The following is an 18,341-nucleotide window of genomic DNA, read 5'->3' as shown; positions in this document are numbered from 1 at the left end:
CGTCAAGGAACGGCGGCGCGGCCCAACGCCACCACGTCGAGCCTCGGCGCCGCCGTCCACAGGATCGCACCTCGCACCGGCCTATCGGGCCAGATCGCCGCGAGCAGCTCGGCGTAGGCGCGGAGCTGCGCGACATAGGCCGCAGGGAGCTCCGCTCCTAGGGCCGGCGGTCGGCGGTCGGTCTTGTAGTCGACGACCAGGATTTCGCGCTCCGTCACGGCGAGCCTGTCAACGCGGCCCGAGACCGGGCGGCCGTCAAGCAGCCGGCCCACGATCGGAACCTCGCCGCGACCGCCGGGCGCGAACACCTCGGCGAAGGCGGGATCAGAGACGATCGCAAGCGACGCCGCGACCGCCTCTTCGCGCTCGACCACGTCGCCGAGTTCGGCCACGTTCGAGATGCGGCGCGCGACGTCCTCCCGGCGGTCCGGAGCCACGTCGGGCAGCGCCTTGAGGAGGCGATGAAGCAGCACGCCCCGCGCGCGGGCGGCCTCCGCGGCGGGTCCTCCGACGAAAGCCGTCGCCGCGGCGTCGTCGTCCGCCACCAAGGCCGACGGCGAGAGCGGCGGCCCCGGCGCGGCTTCGAAGGCGGGACGCTCGGCGAGCCATTCGGGCAGCGCAGGCGGCAATGCGAGACTGTCCTGATGCGCGTCCGGAACAGCGCCAGGGCCGCCGGACGCCAGCCGCAGCAGCGGCGTGTCGCCGTCACCGCCGTCGACGATCTGGACGCCCTCGGCGCCCGCCACCCCGTCACGGATCAGGTCGTACCAGGCCCCTTCGGGCCGCGCGCGGCCGGAATCGTGACCGCAGACGATCAACCGGTCCTTCGCCCGCGTCATGGCGACATAGAGCAGCCGGCGGTGCTCCGCTTCGGCCCGGGCGGCGAGCTCGGCGCGGGCGGTCGCGAGCGCCGGCGGATCGTCCTGCTTGCGTCCGGCCCAGACCGGAATCGGCGCGGCGTCGTAGCCGGCCTCTGGCCGTGGCAGCATGATCAACGCCGAGCCGCGGCCGGAGCTCACCGGCCCGCAGGTGTCGGCGAGCACGACGAGGCCGGCCTCGAGCCCCTTTGCACCATGCACAGTCATCACGCGCACTTCACCTGAAGCGACGTCGAGGTCGCGCTTGATCTCGGCCGGCGCGGCCCGCATCCAGGCGAGGAAGCCCGCCAGCGTCGGCGCGCGCTCGCGCGTGAACGCCTGCGCGAGATCGAGGAAGGCGTCGAGCGGATCGTCGACCTCGTGGCCGAGCCGCGCGCGAAACGCCTTGCGGCCGCCGGCCTCGGTCAGCACATGCGCAAAGAATCCGAAGGGCGTGCGCGCCCGCGCCTCCGCCGCGAAGGTCCTCAGCCGGGCGCGCGCGGCGACGGCCCGCTCGGGGCCGTCCGCCAGCGCGTCGAGCAGGCGTCCGCGGCGCCCGGGCGCGACGGCGATCAGATCGTCGTCGTCAAGCCCGAACAGCGGGCTCTTCAGCGCGCAGGCGAGCGCGAGGTCGTCGTCCGGCGTGACGAGCGCGTCGCCGAGCGCGACGAGATCCATGACGGCGATGTGCTCGCCGACGATCAGGCGGTCGGCGCCCGCCACCGGAACGTTCTTCGCTTTGAGCGCGCGAAGGATCGCCTCAAACAGCGCCTTGCGCTGACGCACCAGCACAAGCACCTCGCCCGCAGGGACCTCGCCGGCGTCGATCGTCCGCTTGATCTCCGCCGCGATCCTTTCGGCGAGCCGCACGACGGCGCTTTCCGGATTCACGCGGTCGAACGGCGCATCCCAGGCTTCCTCGGCATAGGCGGCCGGCGCCGCCGTCACGATCGGCCAGACTTCGACGAGCCCCGGAGCCTCACGTCGCGTCGTGGTATGGACCGTGCCCACCATTTCATCGGACGAGAGGCCGCGATGCGCTTCCGAGCGGGCGAACACCGCGTCGACGGCGGCCAGCACCGCCGTCGCGGAGCGGAAGCTCTCGGTCAGACGCACGTCCTCGAAGGTCAGCTCCACGGCGCGATGCGCGGCGTCGTAGAGCTTGCGCGTCGCCCCGAACGCGGCGGGCTCGGCGCCCTGAAAGCCGAAGATCGACTGCTTCTCGTCGCCCACCGCAAACACTGTCCGACCGCCGTAGGCTCGGGCGCCATGGCCGGCGAGGAAGTCCTCCGTCAGCTTCTGGACGATCTCCCACTGCGCGGGCGACGTGTCCTGCGCCTCGTCGACGAGGACATGGTCCAGGCCGCCGTCGAGCTTGAACAGGATCCAGGCCGCGTCGGTCCGCGACAGCAGCGCGCGGGTGCGGCCGATCAGATCGTCATAGTCGAGCAGGCCGCGGGCGTTCTTCGCCTTCGCATAGGCGCCGATGGTGGCGTCGGCGAGGGTCAGGAGCGCGTGCGTGCGTTCGACAAGCGCCGCGGCCTTGCTGCGCTCGATCAAGAGCGCAAGCCTCGACATTTCCGCGTCCAGCACCGCCGCGAGCGTCGGGTGCGCCGCACGTGTCGCGGCCGTGACGAATGTCCGCGCCGACCGGGGCGCGCCTTTGTCCGTGAGGAAGACGCCGAGATAGGCTGCGCGGCGCTCTTCGTCGGACCGGGCCGCGAGCGCGGCCGCGAAAGCGTCGCCGAGCTTGCGGTCGTTCGCGGAGCCGGCGCGCAGGGTCGCTGCGAGCGCCGGCCACTCCGTCGCAGCGAGTCCGCCGCCGAGGATCTGCGCCTCGATCGACGCGAGCGTCTCGTCGGCCGCCAGGCCGAGCAGCCGGCGGAGCGCGCGCGCGGCCCCGTCCGGGCTGTCGACGTCCGGCGCCGTGAGCAGCTTGCGGAGAGCGTCCCGCTCGTCGACCGCCTCGGCGAGCGCGCCGTCGATCGTCTGCTCCGCCATGCGCGCGACGAGAGAGGCGAGCGCCCGACCGACCGACCCCTCGGGGCGCTGCGCCGCCTCGGCCAGCGTCCTGCCGCGCGCCTCCGCCAGAAGCTCCGCCTGGTCGCGGTCGTCGACTTCGGAGAAGCCGGCGGGGACGTTCGCCTCGAACGGAAACTGATGAAGCAGCCGTCCGCAAAAGGCGTGGATCGTATAGATTTTCAGCCCGCCCGGCGTCTCGAGCGCCCGCGCGAACAGTTTTCGGGCGGCGGAAAGGCGGGCGGCGTCGGGGCGCGCGCCTTCGAGGCCCGCGATTTCAGCCGAAAGCTTCGCGTTCGGCATGGTGGCCCAGCCGCGCAGCCGCTCGACCACGCGGTTCTGCATGTTGGCGGCGGCCGCCTTGGTGAAGGTCAGGCACAGGATGCGCGACGGATCGGCGCCGGCGAGCAGCAGCCGCACGACGCGCTGCACCAGCACATAGGTCTTGCCGGAGCCGGCGTTCGCCGACACCCAGGCCGACGCTCCCGGATCGGACGCCCGCGCCTGCCGCGCCAGCGTCTCTGCGCTCGGCCCGCTCATTCGGCGTCCCCCTCCGGAGCGCCGCCGGTCGAGGACCATTCCTTGACCCGCGCGAGATGGCCGTAGGGGCCTGCCGGCCGCGAGAGAAACTGGGGATGCGACAGCGAGCGATAGGGTTCGCCCTCGCTTTCGAAGCGGGCGACGACGGCCTTGAAGCGCTCCAGCGCCGATGCGGCGACGTCGTCCGGCGTCTCGGTCTTGCCGCGGATGTCGATCGTCTCTCCTGCGGGCTCACGACCGAGAAGCTGGATGAGCGCGAGCTCCGCGATCGGACCGCCCTCCGGCGCGATTTCCGAGAAGCCTCCTGCCCGCAGGATGGCGCCTTCGAGCGAAAGCTGGGGCGCAAATCCCGCCAGCGCCTGACGCACGCTCGGGACGCGGCCGGTCTTGTAGTCGAGCAGCGCGAAACCGCCATCGCCGAGCGCCTCGATGCGGTCGGCGCGCGCGGTGAGGGTGAACGCGCGGCCTGCGACGGTCTGGAAGGTCAGCTTGCCCGTGCTCTCCACGAAAGCCGACGACACGCGCGGCGTGCGGGAGCGCTGAAACGCCAGAAGCCAGTCCGTGATGCGCTCGAAGCGGGGCCACCACAAAGCGCGCACGTCGTCGCGCTCGAGAAGCGGTCCGAAGGCGTCCCGGCCGAATGCGAGCAGCCGCTCGCGGGCGCCCGCGGCGTCGGGCGGCGTTCCAGCCCTGGCGAAGGCTTCGAGCGCGCCGTGAATGGCGTCGCCGAGGTCGCCGGGACCAGGCTCGCGGCCGACGGGATCGAGTTGCTCCAACCGGAGAATGTGCCGGGCGTAGATCGCATAGGGATCGCGCAGCCAGGTTTCGACGGCCGTCACGCTGAGCTTGACCGGACGCAGCGCAAGCGCCGGCCGCGGCTCCGGCGCGCGCGCGGGCGGCGCGCGATCGACATCGTCGAGGGCTTCCGCGAGCTCGACGTAGCGCCGGCCGCGGGCGAGCGCCGCCTCGTAATCGGGACCTCCTGCGACGGCCGCCAGACGCTGCAGCCAACGGGAGGGGATGGCCGGCGCGCCTGCAACCTTCGACGAGCGCGTCAGGATCGCCTCGTCCGCGCCGAGGCTCTGGCAGAAATCATGCGCGGACAGACCGATGCGGCGTTCCGGCGGCGGCAGTCCAAGCGCCGCGCGCAGCGGGCGGTTGATCCAGGGATCGGCCTGAGGCGTCGGCGGCCACGTCGCCTCGTTCAGCCCTCCCAGAATGACTCGATCGAAGCGGATCAGGCGCGCCTCCAGAGGCCCCAAGATGCGCACCCGCGGGTGGCGGTCGCGGGGCGGCCGCACGACGCGGCCGGCCATCAGCGCTTCGAGCACCGAAGGGAACGCGGCGGCTGCAATCGGATCGCCCTCGCCGGCAGATGCGCCGAGCTCTTCGAGGAAAGCTTCCACGGCCGCCGCGTCTTCGCTGTCGGCTTGCCCGGACAGGGCGGCGTAAGCGTGCGTCGCCGCGGCCGTCAGCATCGCCAGCGCGGATGAAGGTTCGGCGGCGCACGCCGCGAGCGGTTCGAGCGCCTCCGTTAGACGCTCAACGAGGTTGATCGCCGCCGCCCGATCCTCGGGTCCGAACCGGCGGGCGACGCCGCGCCGTTCATCGCCCTCCGACCGGAGCGCGGCGATCACGCCGGAAAGGCCCTTTCCGGGAACTGGCGCACGCAGCGCCGCGACGTCGAGCGCGTCGACCGCGCGCGCGTTATCCGCGGCGATCCGACAGGCCGGGGCGCGAAGCAGGGCGAGGATCGCCATCGGACGCGGATCGAGAGCGGTCTCCACGGCGAGCCTCAGCAGCGCCCCGGCGGGCGTCGCCGCCAGGGGGCGGCCGGCGCTGTCGTCGACCGTGACGCCCCAGCGTTCCAGCTCCAGCGCCACCCGCATGGCGAGGTCGCGGTCTGGCGTCACGAGCGCCGCGGTCTTTCCCGGCGTCTCCAGCGTCTCGCGCAGGGCGACGGCGATGGCCGCCGCCTCGCCGCGCATGTGCGGCGCCTCGACGATCGCGACGCCCTGAAGTCCCGACGCCGCGTCGGGCGCGCTCCGGTCGCTCCAGGCGTCGGTGGTCTCCGCCGGCCGCAACGCGTCCGCGACGAGGCGCGCCCGCGCCGCGAGCGGAGAGCTCGTCGCGCCCAACGTGCGCACGTCGTCGCGCGCAAGCCCAAGCGCAGCGACAAGCCGGGCGAGACCGCGCTGGGGGTGGCCGAACAGGCCAGGCCCCTCGCCGTCCAGCAGCAGCGACCAGCCCGCCGCGTCCAGACCGTCCACGTCGAGCCCTGGCAGCACGACCGCCCCGGACGCGCTGCCGGCGATCGCCGCGATAAGCCGGCGCGTCGCCGGCGCCGATCCGGTGGAGCCGGCGGCGATCACCGGGCCGCGCGCCTGCGCCACGCGGCGCGCCGCGGCGTCGATCTGAAGGCGGCGCCGGCGGGCGGGGTCGAGCCGCCCGACCTCCGCCATGCGGGCCGGCCACGCCCGGAGAGCGACCTGCAGGAAGGCCTGGGTGATCGCCCAGTAGCGGTCGTGCTCGCCCGGCACCAGCGTATCGAGACCCGCCAGGTCGACCTCCTCCTGCTCGATCGAATCGATCAGGCCCTCGAGCTCGCCGGCGAGGTAGACGGCGTCGGCGGCGGTCGCGGGGATCAGCGGCCCGTCGTCAGGCCCGAGCGTCAAGACCGAACGGTCGAGAGCGGCCGCAAATCCTGAGACAAGGCGCGCGAGGGCGAGCCGGCGTTCGAGCGGCGCGGCGGGCGGCGGCAGTTCGACCTCCGCCTCGTCGGCGGGCTCTGCGAGCGCCTCGTCGGCGTCGACGTCGCCGAGCGGGGCGATGCGCGGCAGCAGCGTGGCGCGACCGTCGAGCGCCTCGAGGAACGCGTCGCGCAAGCCCCGCGCCGCGCGGCGCGTCGGAAGGAAGACCGTGGCGTCGGCGAGCGCGATGGGATCGTCGCGCGGCGCGAATCCGGGGACGATTTCGCCGTCGAGCAGCCCGCGGGCCAGGGTCGGCAGGAAAGCGGCGCCCGTCGGGATCGTCAGGACGTTCGGGCGGGGACGCGGCGGGGAATCGGCCATGGCGCAATCTTAACCCTTGCGCGAAGGCCGAAGGGCGGGCGCGGCCGATTTCCCGTCCCTTACGCAGAATCCTCCGCGGGCGAAGCGGCGCGCAGTTTACTTGCAGGCCGAGCGCCACATCTCTTTAATCTGGCCAAATGCCCAACTCAGTAGTGCGCAATATTTGCGCTGTCCGCCCATTCTCGCGCCAGGAGACGTGCCGTGCTTGAGCTTCACGACAATCCATCCCGCCGCATGGCCCTGGCTCTTGGAGCGGGCGCGGCTCTGACGCTCGCTTTTCCGGCGCGCGCTGCGTTTCCCGACAAGCCCGTCACTGTGATAGTGCCCTTCCCGCCCGGCGGGCCGAACGACGTGGTCGGTCGGCTGACCGCGCAGACGCTGACCGAGGCCCTCGGCGCGCAGGCGATCGTCGAGAACCGGGCCGGCGCAGGCGGCGCCACCGGCGTCGGCTCGACGGCCCGCTCCGAGCCGGACGGCTACACGACGGTGCTCGCCACCGGCGTCGGCTGGGTCACGCATCCCATGCTGACGAAGAGCCCCTCCTTCCGGACGGAGGATCTGCGGCCAGTCTGCAACGTGACCGGCGGCCCGTCCGTCCTCGCCGTCCGCAAGGACCTGCCGGCGAAGACGCTCGAAGAGCTGATCGCGCTGGCGAAGGCCAAGCCCGGCGAACTCACCTACGCCTCGTCCGGCGTCGGCACGACGCTCCACCTCGGCGGCGAGCTGTTCAAGAGCGTCGCGGGGCTCGACATCATCCACGTGCCGTACAAGGGCACCAGCGAAGTTCTCGTCGACCTGCTCGCCGGCCGCGTCGACATCAGCTTCATCAGCCCGCTGGTCGCGCGCAAGCTCGTCGACGACGGCCGCCTGCGGGCGCTCGCGACAACGGGGACGAAGCGCATGAAGGGATGGGACGACACCCCGACCGTCGCGGAAGCCGGCGCGCCGGGCTATGTGCTCGACAGCTGGTACCCTTTGCTGGCTCCGGCCGGAACGCCCGACGAGGTCGTCTCGCGGCTGAACCAGGCAGTCGCCGCCGGGGTGAAGGCGCCGGAGGCCGCGCACAGGCTGGAAGGGCTCGGCTTCATCGCGATCGGCAGCAGCGTCGCGGAGGCGGAGGCCTATCAGCGCGCCGAGACGGAGAAATGGACCAAGCTGATCCGCGACGCCAAGCTGCAGGCGGACTGACCGCTCCGGACTTCAGCTGGGCGGCGTGCCGTTCGCGGCGAGCGCCTCGCCGGCGAGGTAAAGCGAGCCGGTGATCAACACGCGCGGCGGCGTCGGACCGGCCGCGCGCGCGGCCTTCGCCAGGGCCTCCGGGATCGAGTCGCAGGCTTCCGCCGACAGCCCCGCCCTCTCGGCCGCATCGACGACCTCCTGGGGGGAGCGGGCCGCCGAGGTCGAGCCGATGGGCACGCCGTAGACGCGTCCGGCAAGGCCCGCGAAGGCTTCGAGAAACCCTTCCGAGTCCTTGGTGTTGAGCATGCCGACCACGAGCACGATGGGCTTCGGCGACCGCTCGTCGAGGTCTCCGAGCGTCGCGGCTATCGCGCGGCCCCCGTCTGGATTGTGTCCCCCGTCGAGCCAGAGTTCGGCGCCGTCCGGCAGCAGTTTCGTTAGTTCTCCTGAAGCGAGACGCTGCATGCGCGCCGGCCAGTCCACCGCCGCAAGGCCGGCGTCGATGGCGGCCGACGAAATCCCCAGGGCTGGGACGGCCCGCAGCGTGGCGATGGCGGCGCCGGCGTTCTCGATCTGGTGACGCCCGACAAGCCGCGGCAACGACAGGTCGAGCAGCCCGTCGCCGTCCTCGAACACCAGCCGCCCGCGCTCCTCGCGCGCCTGCCAGTCCTGGCCGGAGACGCTGAGCGGCGCGCCGACGCGGGCCGCCTCGCGCTCGATCGCCCGCAGCGCGACGTCGTCCTGCCGGGAGATCACCGCTGGCGTCAGGCTCTTCAGAATGCCGGCCTTCTCATGCGCGATCGCGGCCAGATCCTCGCCCAGAAACTTCTGGTGGTCGAGGCTGACCGGGGTGATCACGCTCGCGATCGGCCGCTCCACCACATTGGTGGCGTCATAGCGGCCGCCGAGGCCTACCTCGAGCAGGAGCACGTCGGCCGGGTGGCGGGCGTAAAGCAGCAGCGCCGCCGCGGTCGTGATCTCGAACAGGGTGATCTGCTGGCCCGCGTTGACGCGCTCGACCTCGGTGAACGTATCGGCGAGACGGTCTTCGTCCACATAAGCGCCCCCGCCGGGCGCGCCGAGGCGGATCCGCTCGTGAAACCGCACGAGATGCGGCGAGGTGTAGACATGGACCGACTTGCCGGCCGCCTCCAGCATCGCGCGCAGGAAGGCGGTGGTGGAGCCCTTTCCGTTCGTGCCCGCGACTTGGATCGTAGCGGGCAGCGACCGTTCGGGATGTCCGAGTTCGCCCAGCAACCGCGCGACGCGGCCGAGCGAGAGATCGATCTCTTTGGGATGCAGCGCGAGAAAGCGCGCGAGGATCGCGTCGCTCAGGCCCGGCGAAGGGGGCTCCGCGACAGGTTCGGCGCTCACGCGTGGGCGGCCTCAACCTGCGCCTCGTCCGACAATGTCTCCGGAGCGTCGAGGAGCGTATCGGCGGCTGGGGCGCCGGAGAGAAGCCGGCAGAGCCGCGCGATCGTGGCGCGCATGTCCTTGCGGTGAACGACGAGGTCGACCATGCCGTGGTCCCTGAGATACTCGGCGCGCTGGAAACCGTCGGGCAGCTTCTCCCGGATGGTCTGCTCGATCACGCGCGGTCCGGCGAACCCGATGAGCGCCCCGGGTTCGGCGATGTGGACGTCGCCCAGCATCGCGTAGGACGCGGTGACCCCGCCGGTCGTGGGGTTGGTCAGCACGACGATGTAGGGTTTGCCGGCTTCGCGCAGCATCTGCACGGCCACCGTGGTCCGCGGCATCTGCATCAGCGAGAGAATGCCTTCCTGCATGCGCGCCCCGCCGGAGGCCGCGAACAGGATCGCCGGCGTCCCACGGGCGGCGGCGGTCTCGAGCCCTGCGACGATCGCTTCGCCGGCCGCCATGCCGAGCGAACCGCCCATGAACTCGAAATCCTGCACGATCACGGTCGCGGGCGAGCCTTCGATCGCGCCCACGGCGACCTTCACCGCGTCCGTCATGCCGGTCTTGGCGCGCGCGTCCTTCAGGCGGTCGACATATTTCTTCTCGTCGCGGAACTTCAGCGGGTCGGCGGCGACGTCGGGAAGCTTGATCTCCTCGAAGCCGGAATCGAGCGTCGCCGCGAGCCTCTGAACCGCGCCCATGCGCAGGTGATAGCCCGAGCCGGGGATGACCCAGTGGTTGGCCTCGACGTCCTTGTGGAACACGAGCTGACCGGTCTCCGGACATTTGATCCAGAGATTCTCGGGCGTCGCGGCCTGCCGCGTCAGCAGGCTGTTGATCTTGGGCCGTACGACGTTGACGAGCCAGTTCATGCGGAGAAGGCCTCCTGTCGGGCGTGTTCCGTCGACGTCACGCGGCGGCGCGCCCACGGCGGACGCCGGCGGCGAGCGCCGAAACGAGGTCGGTGACGGCCGAAACCGTCTTTTCCGTGGCGGCCCCGTTGGCGTCGAGACTTCCGCGCACCGCTTCGACCAGGGCCGAGCCCACGACCACGCCGTCGGCGCCGGCTGCGATCGCCGCGGCGTGCTCCGGCGTCTTCACGCCGAAGCCGACGGCGATCGGCAGCTTGGTGTGCCGCTTCAGGCGCGCGACCGCCGAAGACACCACGCCGAAATCCGGCGTCGCCGAGCCCGTGATGCCTGCGATCGAGACATAGTAGACGAAGCCGGACGTGTTGGTCAGGACGGTCGGCAGCCGGGCGTCGTCGGTCGTCGGCGTGGCGAGACGAATGAAGGCGAGGCCGGCCTTCAACGCGGGAAGGCAGAGCTCTTCGTCCTCTTCCGGCGGCAGGTCGACGACGATCAGGCCGTCGGCGCCGGCCGCCTTGGCGTCGACGAGGAAGCGATCGACCCCGTAGGCGTAGATCGGATTGTAGTAGCCCATCAGCACGATCGGCGTGGCGTCGTCGCTCTCTCGGAAAGCCCGCACGAGGTCGAGGGTCTTCACGAGCGTCGCGCCGGCGGCCAGCGCGCGCAGGCCCCCGGCCTGGATCGCCCGGCCGTCGGCCATCGGATCGGTGAACGGCATGCCGAGCTCGATCACGTCGGCGCCGGCCCCCGGCAGCGCCTTGACGATCGCGAGCGAGGTCGCGTGATCGGGATCGCCGGCCGTGACGAAGGTCACGAGCGCGGCGCGGTTTTCGCTCGCGGTCGCGGCGAAGCGGGCGTCGAGTCGGGTCGTCACAGCGTGGTTCCCAGCAGTTCCGCCACCTGCGGCACGTCCTTGTCGCCCCGGCCGGAGAGGTTGACGACCATCAGATGGTCCTTCGGCTTCGCGGGCGCGAGCTCCAGCACCTTGGCGATCGCATGGGCGCTTTCGAGCGCCGGAATGATGCCTTCGAGCTTCGACAGCGTCTGGAAGGCGGCGACCGCTTCGTCGTCCGTCGCCGAGAGATAGGTCACCCGGCCGATGTCGTTCAGCCAGGCGTGCTCCGGGCCGATGCCGGGATAGTCGAGGCCGGCCGAGATCGAGTGGCCCTCTTCGATCTGGCCGTCTTTGTCCATCAAGAGATAGGTGCGGTTGCCATGCAGCACGCCCGGCCGCCCGCCGGCGATCGAGGCGGCGTTCAGCCCGCTCAGACCGAAGCCCGCGGCTTCCACGCCGTAGATCTCGACGTCCGTGTCGTCCAGGAACGGGTGGAACAGCCCCATGGCGTTCGAGCCCCCGCCGACGCAGGCGATCAGGCTGTCGGGGATCCGCCCCTCCAGCGCCAGCATCTGTTCGCGGGTCTCGCGCCCGATGACCGACTGAAAGTCGCGAACCATCGCCGGATAGGGGTGCGGCCCGGCCACCGTGCCGATGCAGTAGAAGGTGTCGGAGACGTTGGTGACCCAGTCGCGCAGCGCCTCGTTCATGGCGTCCTTCAGGGTCTTCGCGCCGGACTGCACGGGCACGACGGTCGCGCCCAACATCTTCATGCGGAACACGTTCGGAGCCTGCCGGGCGACGTCGACCGCGCCCATGAACACGACGCATTCGAGCCCGAAGCGCGCGCAGAGCGTCGCGGTGGCCACGCCGTGCTGGCCGGCGCCGGTTTCGGCGATGATCCGCTTCTTGCCCATCCGGCGGGCGAGCATGATCTGGCCGAGCACGTTGTTCACTTTGTGGGAGCCGGTGTGGTTTAGCTCCTCGCGCTTCAGATAGACCTTCGCGCCGCCGAGCTTCTCCGTCAGACGCTCCGCAAAATAGAGCGGGCTGGGACGACCGATGTAGTGGGTCTGGTGGCCGGCCATCTCCGCGATGAAAGCGGGGTCGTTCCGGGCGTCCTCGTAGGCCTTCTCGAGCTCGAGGATCAGCGGCATGAGCGTCTCGGCGACGAAGCGGCCGCCATAGATGCCGAAACGGCCGCGTTCGTCGGGACCGGTTCTAAAGGAGTTCGGCTGCGGCTGAGCGGTCACGACGAAGACCTTCCGTCATTCGAGGATGCGGCGCGGGCTGCGCGCACGAAGGCCGCGATCAGCTCGGGCTGCTTGACGCCGGGCGCGCTTTCGACGCCGGACGAGACGTCGACCGCGGGCGCGCGGGTGACGCGGATCGCCTCCGCCACCGTCTCGGGCGTCAGACCTCCGGAAAGCACGAAGGGACGCTTGGGGTCAAGGCCGGCGAGCAGGGTCCAGTCGAAGGCGACGCCATTGCCGCCGGGAAGCTCCGCATCCGCCGGGGGCTTGGCGTCGAACAGAAGCCGGTCTGCGACGTCGCGATATCGTTCGGCGGCGGCGAGGTCGTCGGACGACCAGACCCCGACGGCTTTCCAGATCTCCAGGCCATACGTCGTCTTCAGCCGCGCGACCCGCTCGGGCGTTTCCTGGCCATGAAGCTGCAGGACGTCCGGCGCTACGGCCGCAACGAGCGCGGCGAGGTCGGCGTCGCTGGCGTCGACCGTCAGCAGCGCGATCCGCGCACGCCCCCTCGCCCGCTCGGCGAGCGCCGAGGCCTGCTCGAGCGAGACATGGCGCGGGCTCTTCGCAAACGACACCAGACCGACGAGATCGGCGCCGGCGTCGAGAGCCGCGTCGAGCGTCGGCGCGGTTGAAAGCCCGCAGATTTTTACGTCGATCGTCATGGTCGCTTCGCCCTGCCTTTCGCGGCTTCGCACGTCGTAGCCTCGAAAGTCCACAGCAGATTATACGTTATGAAAATGTTTTTATATCAAAACATCGTTTTAATTCCGGTAATTCTTGCGTCGAGCGGCGCGAACGGCTAGATCGGCGCTGGAAACTGCGCCCATCAGCGGGCCTTCGGAGCCTCCGCCATGCATGCTGCCGTCCTTCGCCGCGCCGCCTTCGCGTTCGGCCTGCTCGCGCTCTCGGTCGCGCCGGCCGCCGCCGCCCCCGACACGATCCTCAACGTCTCCTACGACATCGGTCGCGAGCTCTACGCCGCGGTCGACACGGCGTTCACCGCGGACTGGAAGGCGAGGACCGGAGCCGACGTCACCGTCAACCAGAGCCACGCCGGCACCTCCAAGCAGGCGCGCGCGATCCTGGAGGGCCTCGAGGCCGACGTCGTGACCTTCAACCAGGAGCTCGACGTCCAGGTGCTCGCCGACAAGGGCCAGCTGGTCGCGGCCGACTGGAAGTCGAAATTCCCCAACAACGCCTCGCCCTACTACTCCCTGCCGGCCTTTGTGGTGCGCTCCGGCAACCCCAAGCAGGTCAAGAGCTGGGACGACCTGATCCGCGACGACGTCAAGGTCGTGTTCCCCAACCCGAAGACGTCAGGCAACGCTCGCTACACCTATCTTGCGGCCTATGCTTACGCGCTGAAGACGAACAACGGCGATGAGGCCAAGGCGGACGCCTTCGTCAAGAAGCTGCTGGCGAACGTCCCCGTGTTCGACACCGGCGGACGCGGCTCGACCACGACCTTCGTGGAGCGCGGCATCGGCGACGTGCTGGTGACCTTCGAGGCCGAGACCGCGGCGGTGAAGAAGGAGTACGGCGCCGACAAGGTCGACGTCGTCGTGCCGCCGGTCAGCCTGCTCGCGGAGTTTCCCGTCGCCGTCGTCGACAAGGTCGCGGACCGTCGCGGCAGCCGCGAGCTCGCCACCGCCTATCTCAACTGGCTCTACGAGCCGAAGGGGCAGGAGCTGATCGCCTCCTTCAACAACCGAGTCCAGGATCCGAAGATCATGGAGGCGAACAAGGACCGCTTCCCGGCCGTTGAGCTGCTTTCGGTCGACGACGTCTTCGGCGGCTGGAAGAAGGCGAACGAGACCCATTTCGCGTCCGGCGGCAAGCTCGACCAGGTGTTCGTCGGCCGCTGAAAGGGATCGCGGCGCGCTGGAACGCGGGCGCAATCCCGGGTCAATCCTGCGCAATCGCGTGAAATTTGGCGGCAGGCGCGTCCCGCCGCCGGCCGCCTCAGCCGAACCGCCCGCGCCAGCTCGCCTGCGCGTCCGGAAACGGCAGCGGCGTCGCCTCGAACACCCCGCGCGCGACGGCGCGGGCGAGGGTCAGCGCCGCGACATGGCCGATGGCGGCGAGCGCGGTCAGCCGGTCGCCCGTGATCGCGATCCGCTCGGTCGAGGCCGCGAACACCACGTCGCCGTCGAGCGGGGTGTGGACGGGAACCAGCGCCCGGGCCAACCCGTCCTGCGCCATCACGGCGAGCATGCGGGCTTCCGCCTTGGTCAGCGCGGCGTCGGTCGCGACCGCGGCGAGCGTGGTGTTGGCGCCGGCCATCGGCTTCGCCTCGGGGAACCATGAGTCCGGGTCGGGCCGGAGCGGCGAGCCCAGTCCCCCGAACTCGTCGCCGATCTCGAAGGGCGCAGCCCAGAACTGCGGCCCGTCGCCCGCCGTCGCCGAGCCCAGCGCGTTGACGGCGGCGATCGCGCCGACGGTGACGCCGAGCTCGTCGATCACCGACGACGCCATGCCGAGCCCGCCCTTGAGAGTCGCCGTCCTGGCGCCGATCCCAGCCCCAACGGTCCCGAGCGCGGCGTCGGCGGTCGCGGCGAGCGTCGCGGCGTGGCCGAGTTCGCGATAGGGCGGGTAGCGGCCCCAGTCCTTGGCGCCGCCGTTCAGCAGGTCGAACAGGATCGCGCCCGGAACGATCGGCACGCGCGCCGAGCCGACGGCGAAGCCCCTGCCCTGTTCGGCGAGCGCGGCCATGACTCCGGCGGCGGCGTCGAGGCCGAAGGCCGAGCCGCCCGCCAGCGCGATCGCGTCGATGCGCTCGACCGTGCGCTCGGGCAGCAGCAGGTCGGTCTCGCGGGTGCCCGGCCCGCCTCCCCGCACGTCCACCGAGGCGATTGCGGGCGCGTCGAACACGATCGCGGTCGCGCCCGAGCCGAGGCGCATGTCGCCGGCATGGCCGACGCGCACGCCGGCGACGTCGGTCAGCGCGTTTCGGAGGCCGGGGCGAAGGGTCAGGCGCATCGGGGCGGCTTTAGCAGATCCGATCCCGGACCTCCATTGGACGTCCCATCCCACAGCTTTGACGCCATCCGACGCGACCTTGAGCGCCCGATTAACAGATTTTATCACTGAGACAACGACATCGCGCGTCTATTACGAACTGAACTCGCCATCGCGCATGATTTCGTAGGCGTTTCTACGAATTGGCTACTGAAGAAATCGCGATCACTCTCTCCCGTGCGATCCTGACATCTTGGGAGCCACCAATGGTCAACCGCATAGGCACAGCGCGCGCAGATCTTCTGACCGGCTCGCCGCGGGACGACTATTTCGAGCCGCGCGGGGTAAGCCAGAGGCCCCCGGGCACGAACGAGGTCGACACGGTCGAAGGCGGGGCCGGCTTCGACACGCTGTCGATCGGGGCCGGATCCTCCGCGACCTTTATCGGCAGCGCCGGAACCGGCGACTGGTCGATCGTCTCCTCCGACGGGAACACCAACTGCCTCGCGACCGGCATCGAGTATGTCCTCTTCACCGGCTCGTCCCAGAACGACGTCTTCAACACGGGCAACGCCACGGGCGTCATCGACGGCGGGGGCATCTCGGACGTCGACATCTGGATCGCCGATTTCGGCGCGCGCTCCGAGAACATGTTCTTCGACACCCGAGGCGATCTCGGGATTCTCGCCGTCGGCGTCACCGTCCGAAACATCGACCGTATCTCGCTGACCACGGGCGGCGGCCGCGACACGGTCCTGGGCGGCGACGAGGGCGACACCATCGTCACGGGCGCCGGGGCCGACCGCGTCGACGCGGGGCGTCGTCGGCCGCTCGGCGAAACCGGAACGGACGTCGTGGATTGCGGCTCGGGCGTCGACACGCTCGTGGTCGACGCACGGACCGAATCCCGGTCGGTGCAGCTCGGGTCCGGCGCCGACTCCTTCTTCGTCCGGTCGAGTTCGAACCGCTTCGTGGTCGACGCGGCGAACACCGAGAAGGTCGAGTTCTTGGGCGGGTCCGGCGACGACATCATCGACACTGGGACCGGAGCCGTCATCGTGCGCGCCGGCGCCGGCATGGATTTCTGGATCGCCGACATGAGCGCGGCGAAATCGGACCTGACGTTCCGGTTCGATCTCGACTTCCGCCTGGACGAACTCGGCGTGAAATCCGTCACGGGCGTCGACCGGATCGCTTTGACCATGGGAAGCGGCGACGACACCGTCGTCGGCGGAACGCGAGGCGACACGGTCAGGGGCGGCGCCGGCGACGACGTCGCGGACCTCAGGACCCGATCGCCGAACGGCGAGACGCAGACCGACTTCTTCGACGCCGGCGCCGGCGTCGACACGCTCATCGTGAACGCCCGCAACGAGACCGCCGGCGTCTCGCTCGGCGTGACCGCGGACGGCTTCTTCGTGGATTCGGATTCGCGCAACTTCGACGTCGACGCGACGAACTGCGAGAAGATCCGGTTCACGGGCGGGTCGGGGAACGACTTCATCAACTCCGGCTCGCGCGCGGAAAGGATCGACGGCGGAAGCGGGGTCGACACCTGGGTCGCGGACTACGGCGCGACCACGCGCGACGTGAGGTTCGAGCTTCCCGCCCCCGGCAGCGGCGGGGCGGTAGCGCTGACGGCGCTCGGCCTGCTCTCGCTCGCCGACATCGAACGCATCCTGCTGACGACCGGCGCCGGCGACGACACGATCATCGGCGGCGGCCAGGGCGACATCGTCAACACCGGCGCCGGCCGCGACGTCGTCGATCTGAAAACCCGGCCGGTCTTCGGCGAGACGGGAACCGACATCTTCAACGCCGGCGCGGGCGTCGACACGCTCGTCGTCGACGCTCGCGCCGAGAAACTCGGCGTCTCGCTCGGGGTTAACGGCGGCGGCTTTTTCGTGCGGTCGGGCTCAAACCGGTTCTCGGTGGACGCCACCGACTGCGAGAAGGTGCGCTTCACCGGCGGCAAGGGCGACGACGTCATCGACACCGGCGCAGGCGGCGTTCGGGTCGACGGCTATGGCGGCGTGGATCGCTGGATCGCCAATTACGGCGCGACGGCGCGCGACGTCGCCTTCATCCTCGGCCGGACCACGGATCTGAAGCCGCTCGGTCTCGAGGCGATCGCGGGCGTGGAGGCCCTGAGCCTGACGACCGGCCGCGGCGACGACCGCATTTCCGGCGGCGGCGAGGGAGACAGGATCACTTCCGGGGCGGGCGCCGACACGCTCGACGGCGGAACCCATCACGACGGCGACGGCGGCGACCTGCTCGACGGGGGCGCGGGGATCGACACGCTGGTCGTCGATGCCCGCGTCGACCGCAGCGCCCTGACGCTCGCGACCAAACCTTCCGGCTATGTCGTCTTTTCAGCCGACGGGCGCTACCTCGTCGACGCCACCGCCGTGGAAAGGGTCAGCTTCACAGGCGGCGCGGGCGACGACCGGATCGACACCGGGCGCGGCGGCGTCGTGGTCGACGGCGGGGCCGGCGTCGATCGCTGGATCGCCGATTACGGCGCGACGGCCGAGAACGTCGTCTTCACCCTCGGCCAGCACACGGCGCTCAAGCATCTCGGCGTCGAGACGATCCAGCGGATCGAGGCGATCTCGATCGCGACCGGCCGCGGCGACGACCGGATCGTCGGCGGACGCGAGGCCGACGTCATCGCGAGCGGCGGCGGCGACGACACGCTCGACGCCGGCATGCGCCGGTCGGGCGACGCCGGCGACGCGCTCGACGGCGGCGCCGGCTTCGACACGCTGGTGATCTACGCCGCGCAGGAGAACGCGAGCGGGGTCGAGCTGACCTTCGGCGGGAACGGCGCCTTCGCGCTGCGCTCGGCCTCGGGCCGCTACGCGCTCGACGCGGTCCACATGGAGGCGGTGGACTTTTCCGGCACCTTCAGGGGGGATTTCGCGGAAGGCGGCGCTCGCGACGACACCCTGCGCGGCAACGCCGGCGCCGACACGCTGGACGGCGGGCTGGGGAGCGATTCCCTCGAGGGCGGCGGCGGCCCCGACGTCTTCCGGTTCTCAACGAAGCTCTCGCCGGGCAACATCGACCGCATCACGCTGTTCTATGCGCCCGACGATCAGATCAGGCTCGACGACGCCATCTTCTCGACGCTCGACGTCGGACAGTTGAAGGCGGGACAGTTCCGCATCGGCCCGAGGGCCGAGGACGCCGACGACCGCGTCATCTTCCGCCAGAGCACCGGCGGACTGCTCTACGACGCCGACGGCGTCGGCGGCGCGGACGCGGTTCAGTTCGCGACGATCGCCTTCTCGGCGGGGACGATCGGCTTTCGAGACTTCTCCGTCGTGTGACCG

General features: G+C 70.8%; 11 protein-coding genes. 3 read left to right on the top strand and 8 right to left on the bottom strand.

The window, feature by feature from the left end; genetic code table 11:
• Nucleotides 1-2: 2 nt before the first annotated feature.
• Nucleotides 3-3,416, bottom strand: a complete 3,414-nt coding sequence (addA, locus tag ACO2RJ_RS00710) for a double-strand break repair helicase AddA (RefSeq protein WP_423266092.1) — start codon at nucleotides 3,414-3,416, stop codon at nucleotides 3-5.
• Nucleotides 3,413-6,487 carry a double-strand break repair protein AddB gene (addB, locus tag ACO2RJ_RS00705; protein ID WP_423266091.1) on the bottom strand — a complete coding sequence of 1,025 codons (3,075 nt, stop codon included), beginning with the start codon at nucleotides 6,485-6,487 and terminating at the stop codon, nucleotides 3,413-3,415. Before addB ends, addA begins: the two co-directional genes overlap by 4 nt.
• 201 nt (nucleotides 6,488-6,688) lie before the next feature.
• Between addB and ACO2RJ_RS00700 the strand changes: the two genes are divergently transcribed.
• Nucleotides 6,689-7,675: a Bug family tripartite tricarboxylate transporter substrate binding protein gene (locus ACO2RJ_RS00700; protein WP_423266090.1), complete on the top strand. Its 987-nt coding sequence runs from the start codon at nucleotides 6,689-6,691 to the stop codon at nucleotides 7,673-7,675.
• A 12-nt stretch (nucleotides 7,676-7,687) separates the two neighbouring features.
• On the opposite strand, the gene ACO2RJ_RS00695 is transcribed toward ACO2RJ_RS00700, so the two are convergent.
• The 5 genes from ACO2RJ_RS00695 to ACO2RJ_RS00675 are packed head-to-tail and all read right to left on the bottom strand — an operon-like array spanning nucleotide 7,688 to nucleotide 12,707.
• Nucleotides 7,688-9,040 (bottom strand): bifunctional folylpolyglutamate synthase/dihydrofolate synthase, encoded by a 1,353-nt coding sequence (locus ACO2RJ_RS00695; protein ID WP_423266089.1) that lies wholly within the window; start codon nucleotides 9,038-9,040, stop codon nucleotides 7,688-7,690.
• Nucleotides 9,037-9,957: an acetyl-CoA carboxylase, carboxyltransferase subunit beta gene (accD, locus tag ACO2RJ_RS00690; RefSeq protein WP_423266088.1), complete on the bottom strand. Its 921-nt coding sequence runs from the start codon at nucleotides 9,955-9,957 to the stop codon at nucleotides 9,037-9,039. The genes ACO2RJ_RS00695 and accD overlap by 4 nt, the downstream gene beginning before the upstream one ends.
• A 37-nt stretch (nucleotides 9,958-9,994) precedes the next feature.
• Nucleotides 9,995-10,828 carry a tryptophan synthase subunit alpha gene (gene trpA / locus ACO2RJ_RS00685; RefSeq protein ID WP_423266087.1) on the bottom strand — a complete coding sequence of 278 codons (834 nt, stop codon included), beginning with the start codon at nucleotides 10,826-10,828 and terminating at the stop codon, nucleotides 9,995-9,997.
• Nucleotides 10,825-12,042, bottom strand: coding sequence for a tryptophan synthase subunit beta (trpB, locus tag ACO2RJ_RS00680; RefSeq protein WP_423266086.1), 1,218 nt, complete (start codon nucleotides 12,040-12,042; stop codon nucleotides 10,825-10,827). Before trpB ends, trpA begins: the two co-directional genes overlap by 4 nt.
• Nucleotides 12,039-12,707, bottom strand: coding sequence for a phosphoribosylanthranilate isomerase (locus ACO2RJ_RS00675; protein ID WP_423266085.1), 669 nt, complete (start codon nucleotides 12,705-12,707; stop codon nucleotides 12,039-12,041). Before ACO2RJ_RS00675 ends, trpB begins: the two co-directional genes overlap by 4 nt.
• A gap of 189 nt (nucleotides 12,708-12,896) precedes the next feature.
• On the opposite strand from ACO2RJ_RS00675, the gene cysP reads away from it, so the two are divergent.
• Complete coding sequence (gene cysP / locus ACO2RJ_RS00670) at nucleotides 12,897-13,910, top strand: thiosulfate ABC transporter substrate-binding protein CysP (RefSeq protein ID WP_423266084.1); 1,014 nt, start codon at nucleotides 12,897-12,899, stop codon at nucleotides 13,908-13,910.
• A gap of 97 nt (nucleotides 13,911-14,007) precedes the next feature.
• On the opposite strand, the gene ACO2RJ_RS00665 is transcribed toward cysP, so the two are convergent.
• Nucleotides 14,008-15,024, bottom strand: coding sequence for a P1 family peptidase (locus ACO2RJ_RS00665; protein WP_423266083.1), 1,017 nt, complete (start codon nucleotides 15,022-15,024; stop codon nucleotides 14,008-14,010).
• Nucleotides 15,025-15,269: 245 nt separating this feature from the next.
• On the opposite strand from ACO2RJ_RS00665, the gene ACO2RJ_RS00660 reads away from it, so the two are divergent.
• Nucleotides 15,270-18,338: a hypothetical protein gene (locus ACO2RJ_RS00660; protein ID WP_423266082.1), complete on the top strand. Its 3,069-nt coding sequence runs from the start codon at nucleotides 15,270-15,272 to the stop codon at nucleotides 18,336-18,338.
• Nucleotides 18,339-18,341 lie beyond the last annotated feature (3 nt).

The organism is Hansschlegelia sp. KR7-227, assembly GCF_049446035.1.
Taxonomy (GTDB): Bacteria; Pseudomonadota; Alphaproteobacteria; order Rhizobiales; family Methylopilaceae; genus Methylopila.
This window is presented reverse-complemented; position numbering and strand designations above follow the sequence as displayed.

Bases quoted from the DNA above. Each gene is read 5' to 3' on its own strand.
- addA (WP_423266092.1), bottom strand. From the start codon at position 3,416: ATGAGCGGGCCGAGCGCAGAGACGCTGGCGCGGCAGGCGCGGGCGTCC.
- addB (WP_423266091.1), bottom strand. From the start codon at position 6,487: ATGGCCGATTCCCCGCCGCGTCCCCGCCCGAACGTCCTGACGATCCCG.
- accD (WP_423266088.1), bottom strand. From the start codon at position 9,957: ATGAACTGGCTCGTCAACGTCGTACGGCCCAAGATCAACAGCCTGCTG.
- ACO2RJ_RS00675 (WP_423266085.1), bottom strand. From the start codon at position 12,707: ATGACGATCGACGTAAAAATCTGCGGGCTTTCAACCGCGCCGACGCTC.
- cysP (WP_423266084.1), top strand. From the start codon at position 12,897: ATGCATGCTGCCGTCCTTCGCCGCGCCGCCTTCGCGTTCGGCCTGCTC.
- ACO2RJ_RS00665 (WP_423266083.1), bottom strand. From the start codon at position 15,024: ATGCGCCTGACCCTTCGCCCCGGCCTCCGAAACGCGCTGACCGACGTC.
- ACO2RJ_RS00660 (WP_423266082.1), top strand. From the start codon at position 15,270: ATGGTCAACCGCATAGGCACAGCGCGCGCAGATCTTCTGACCGGCTCG.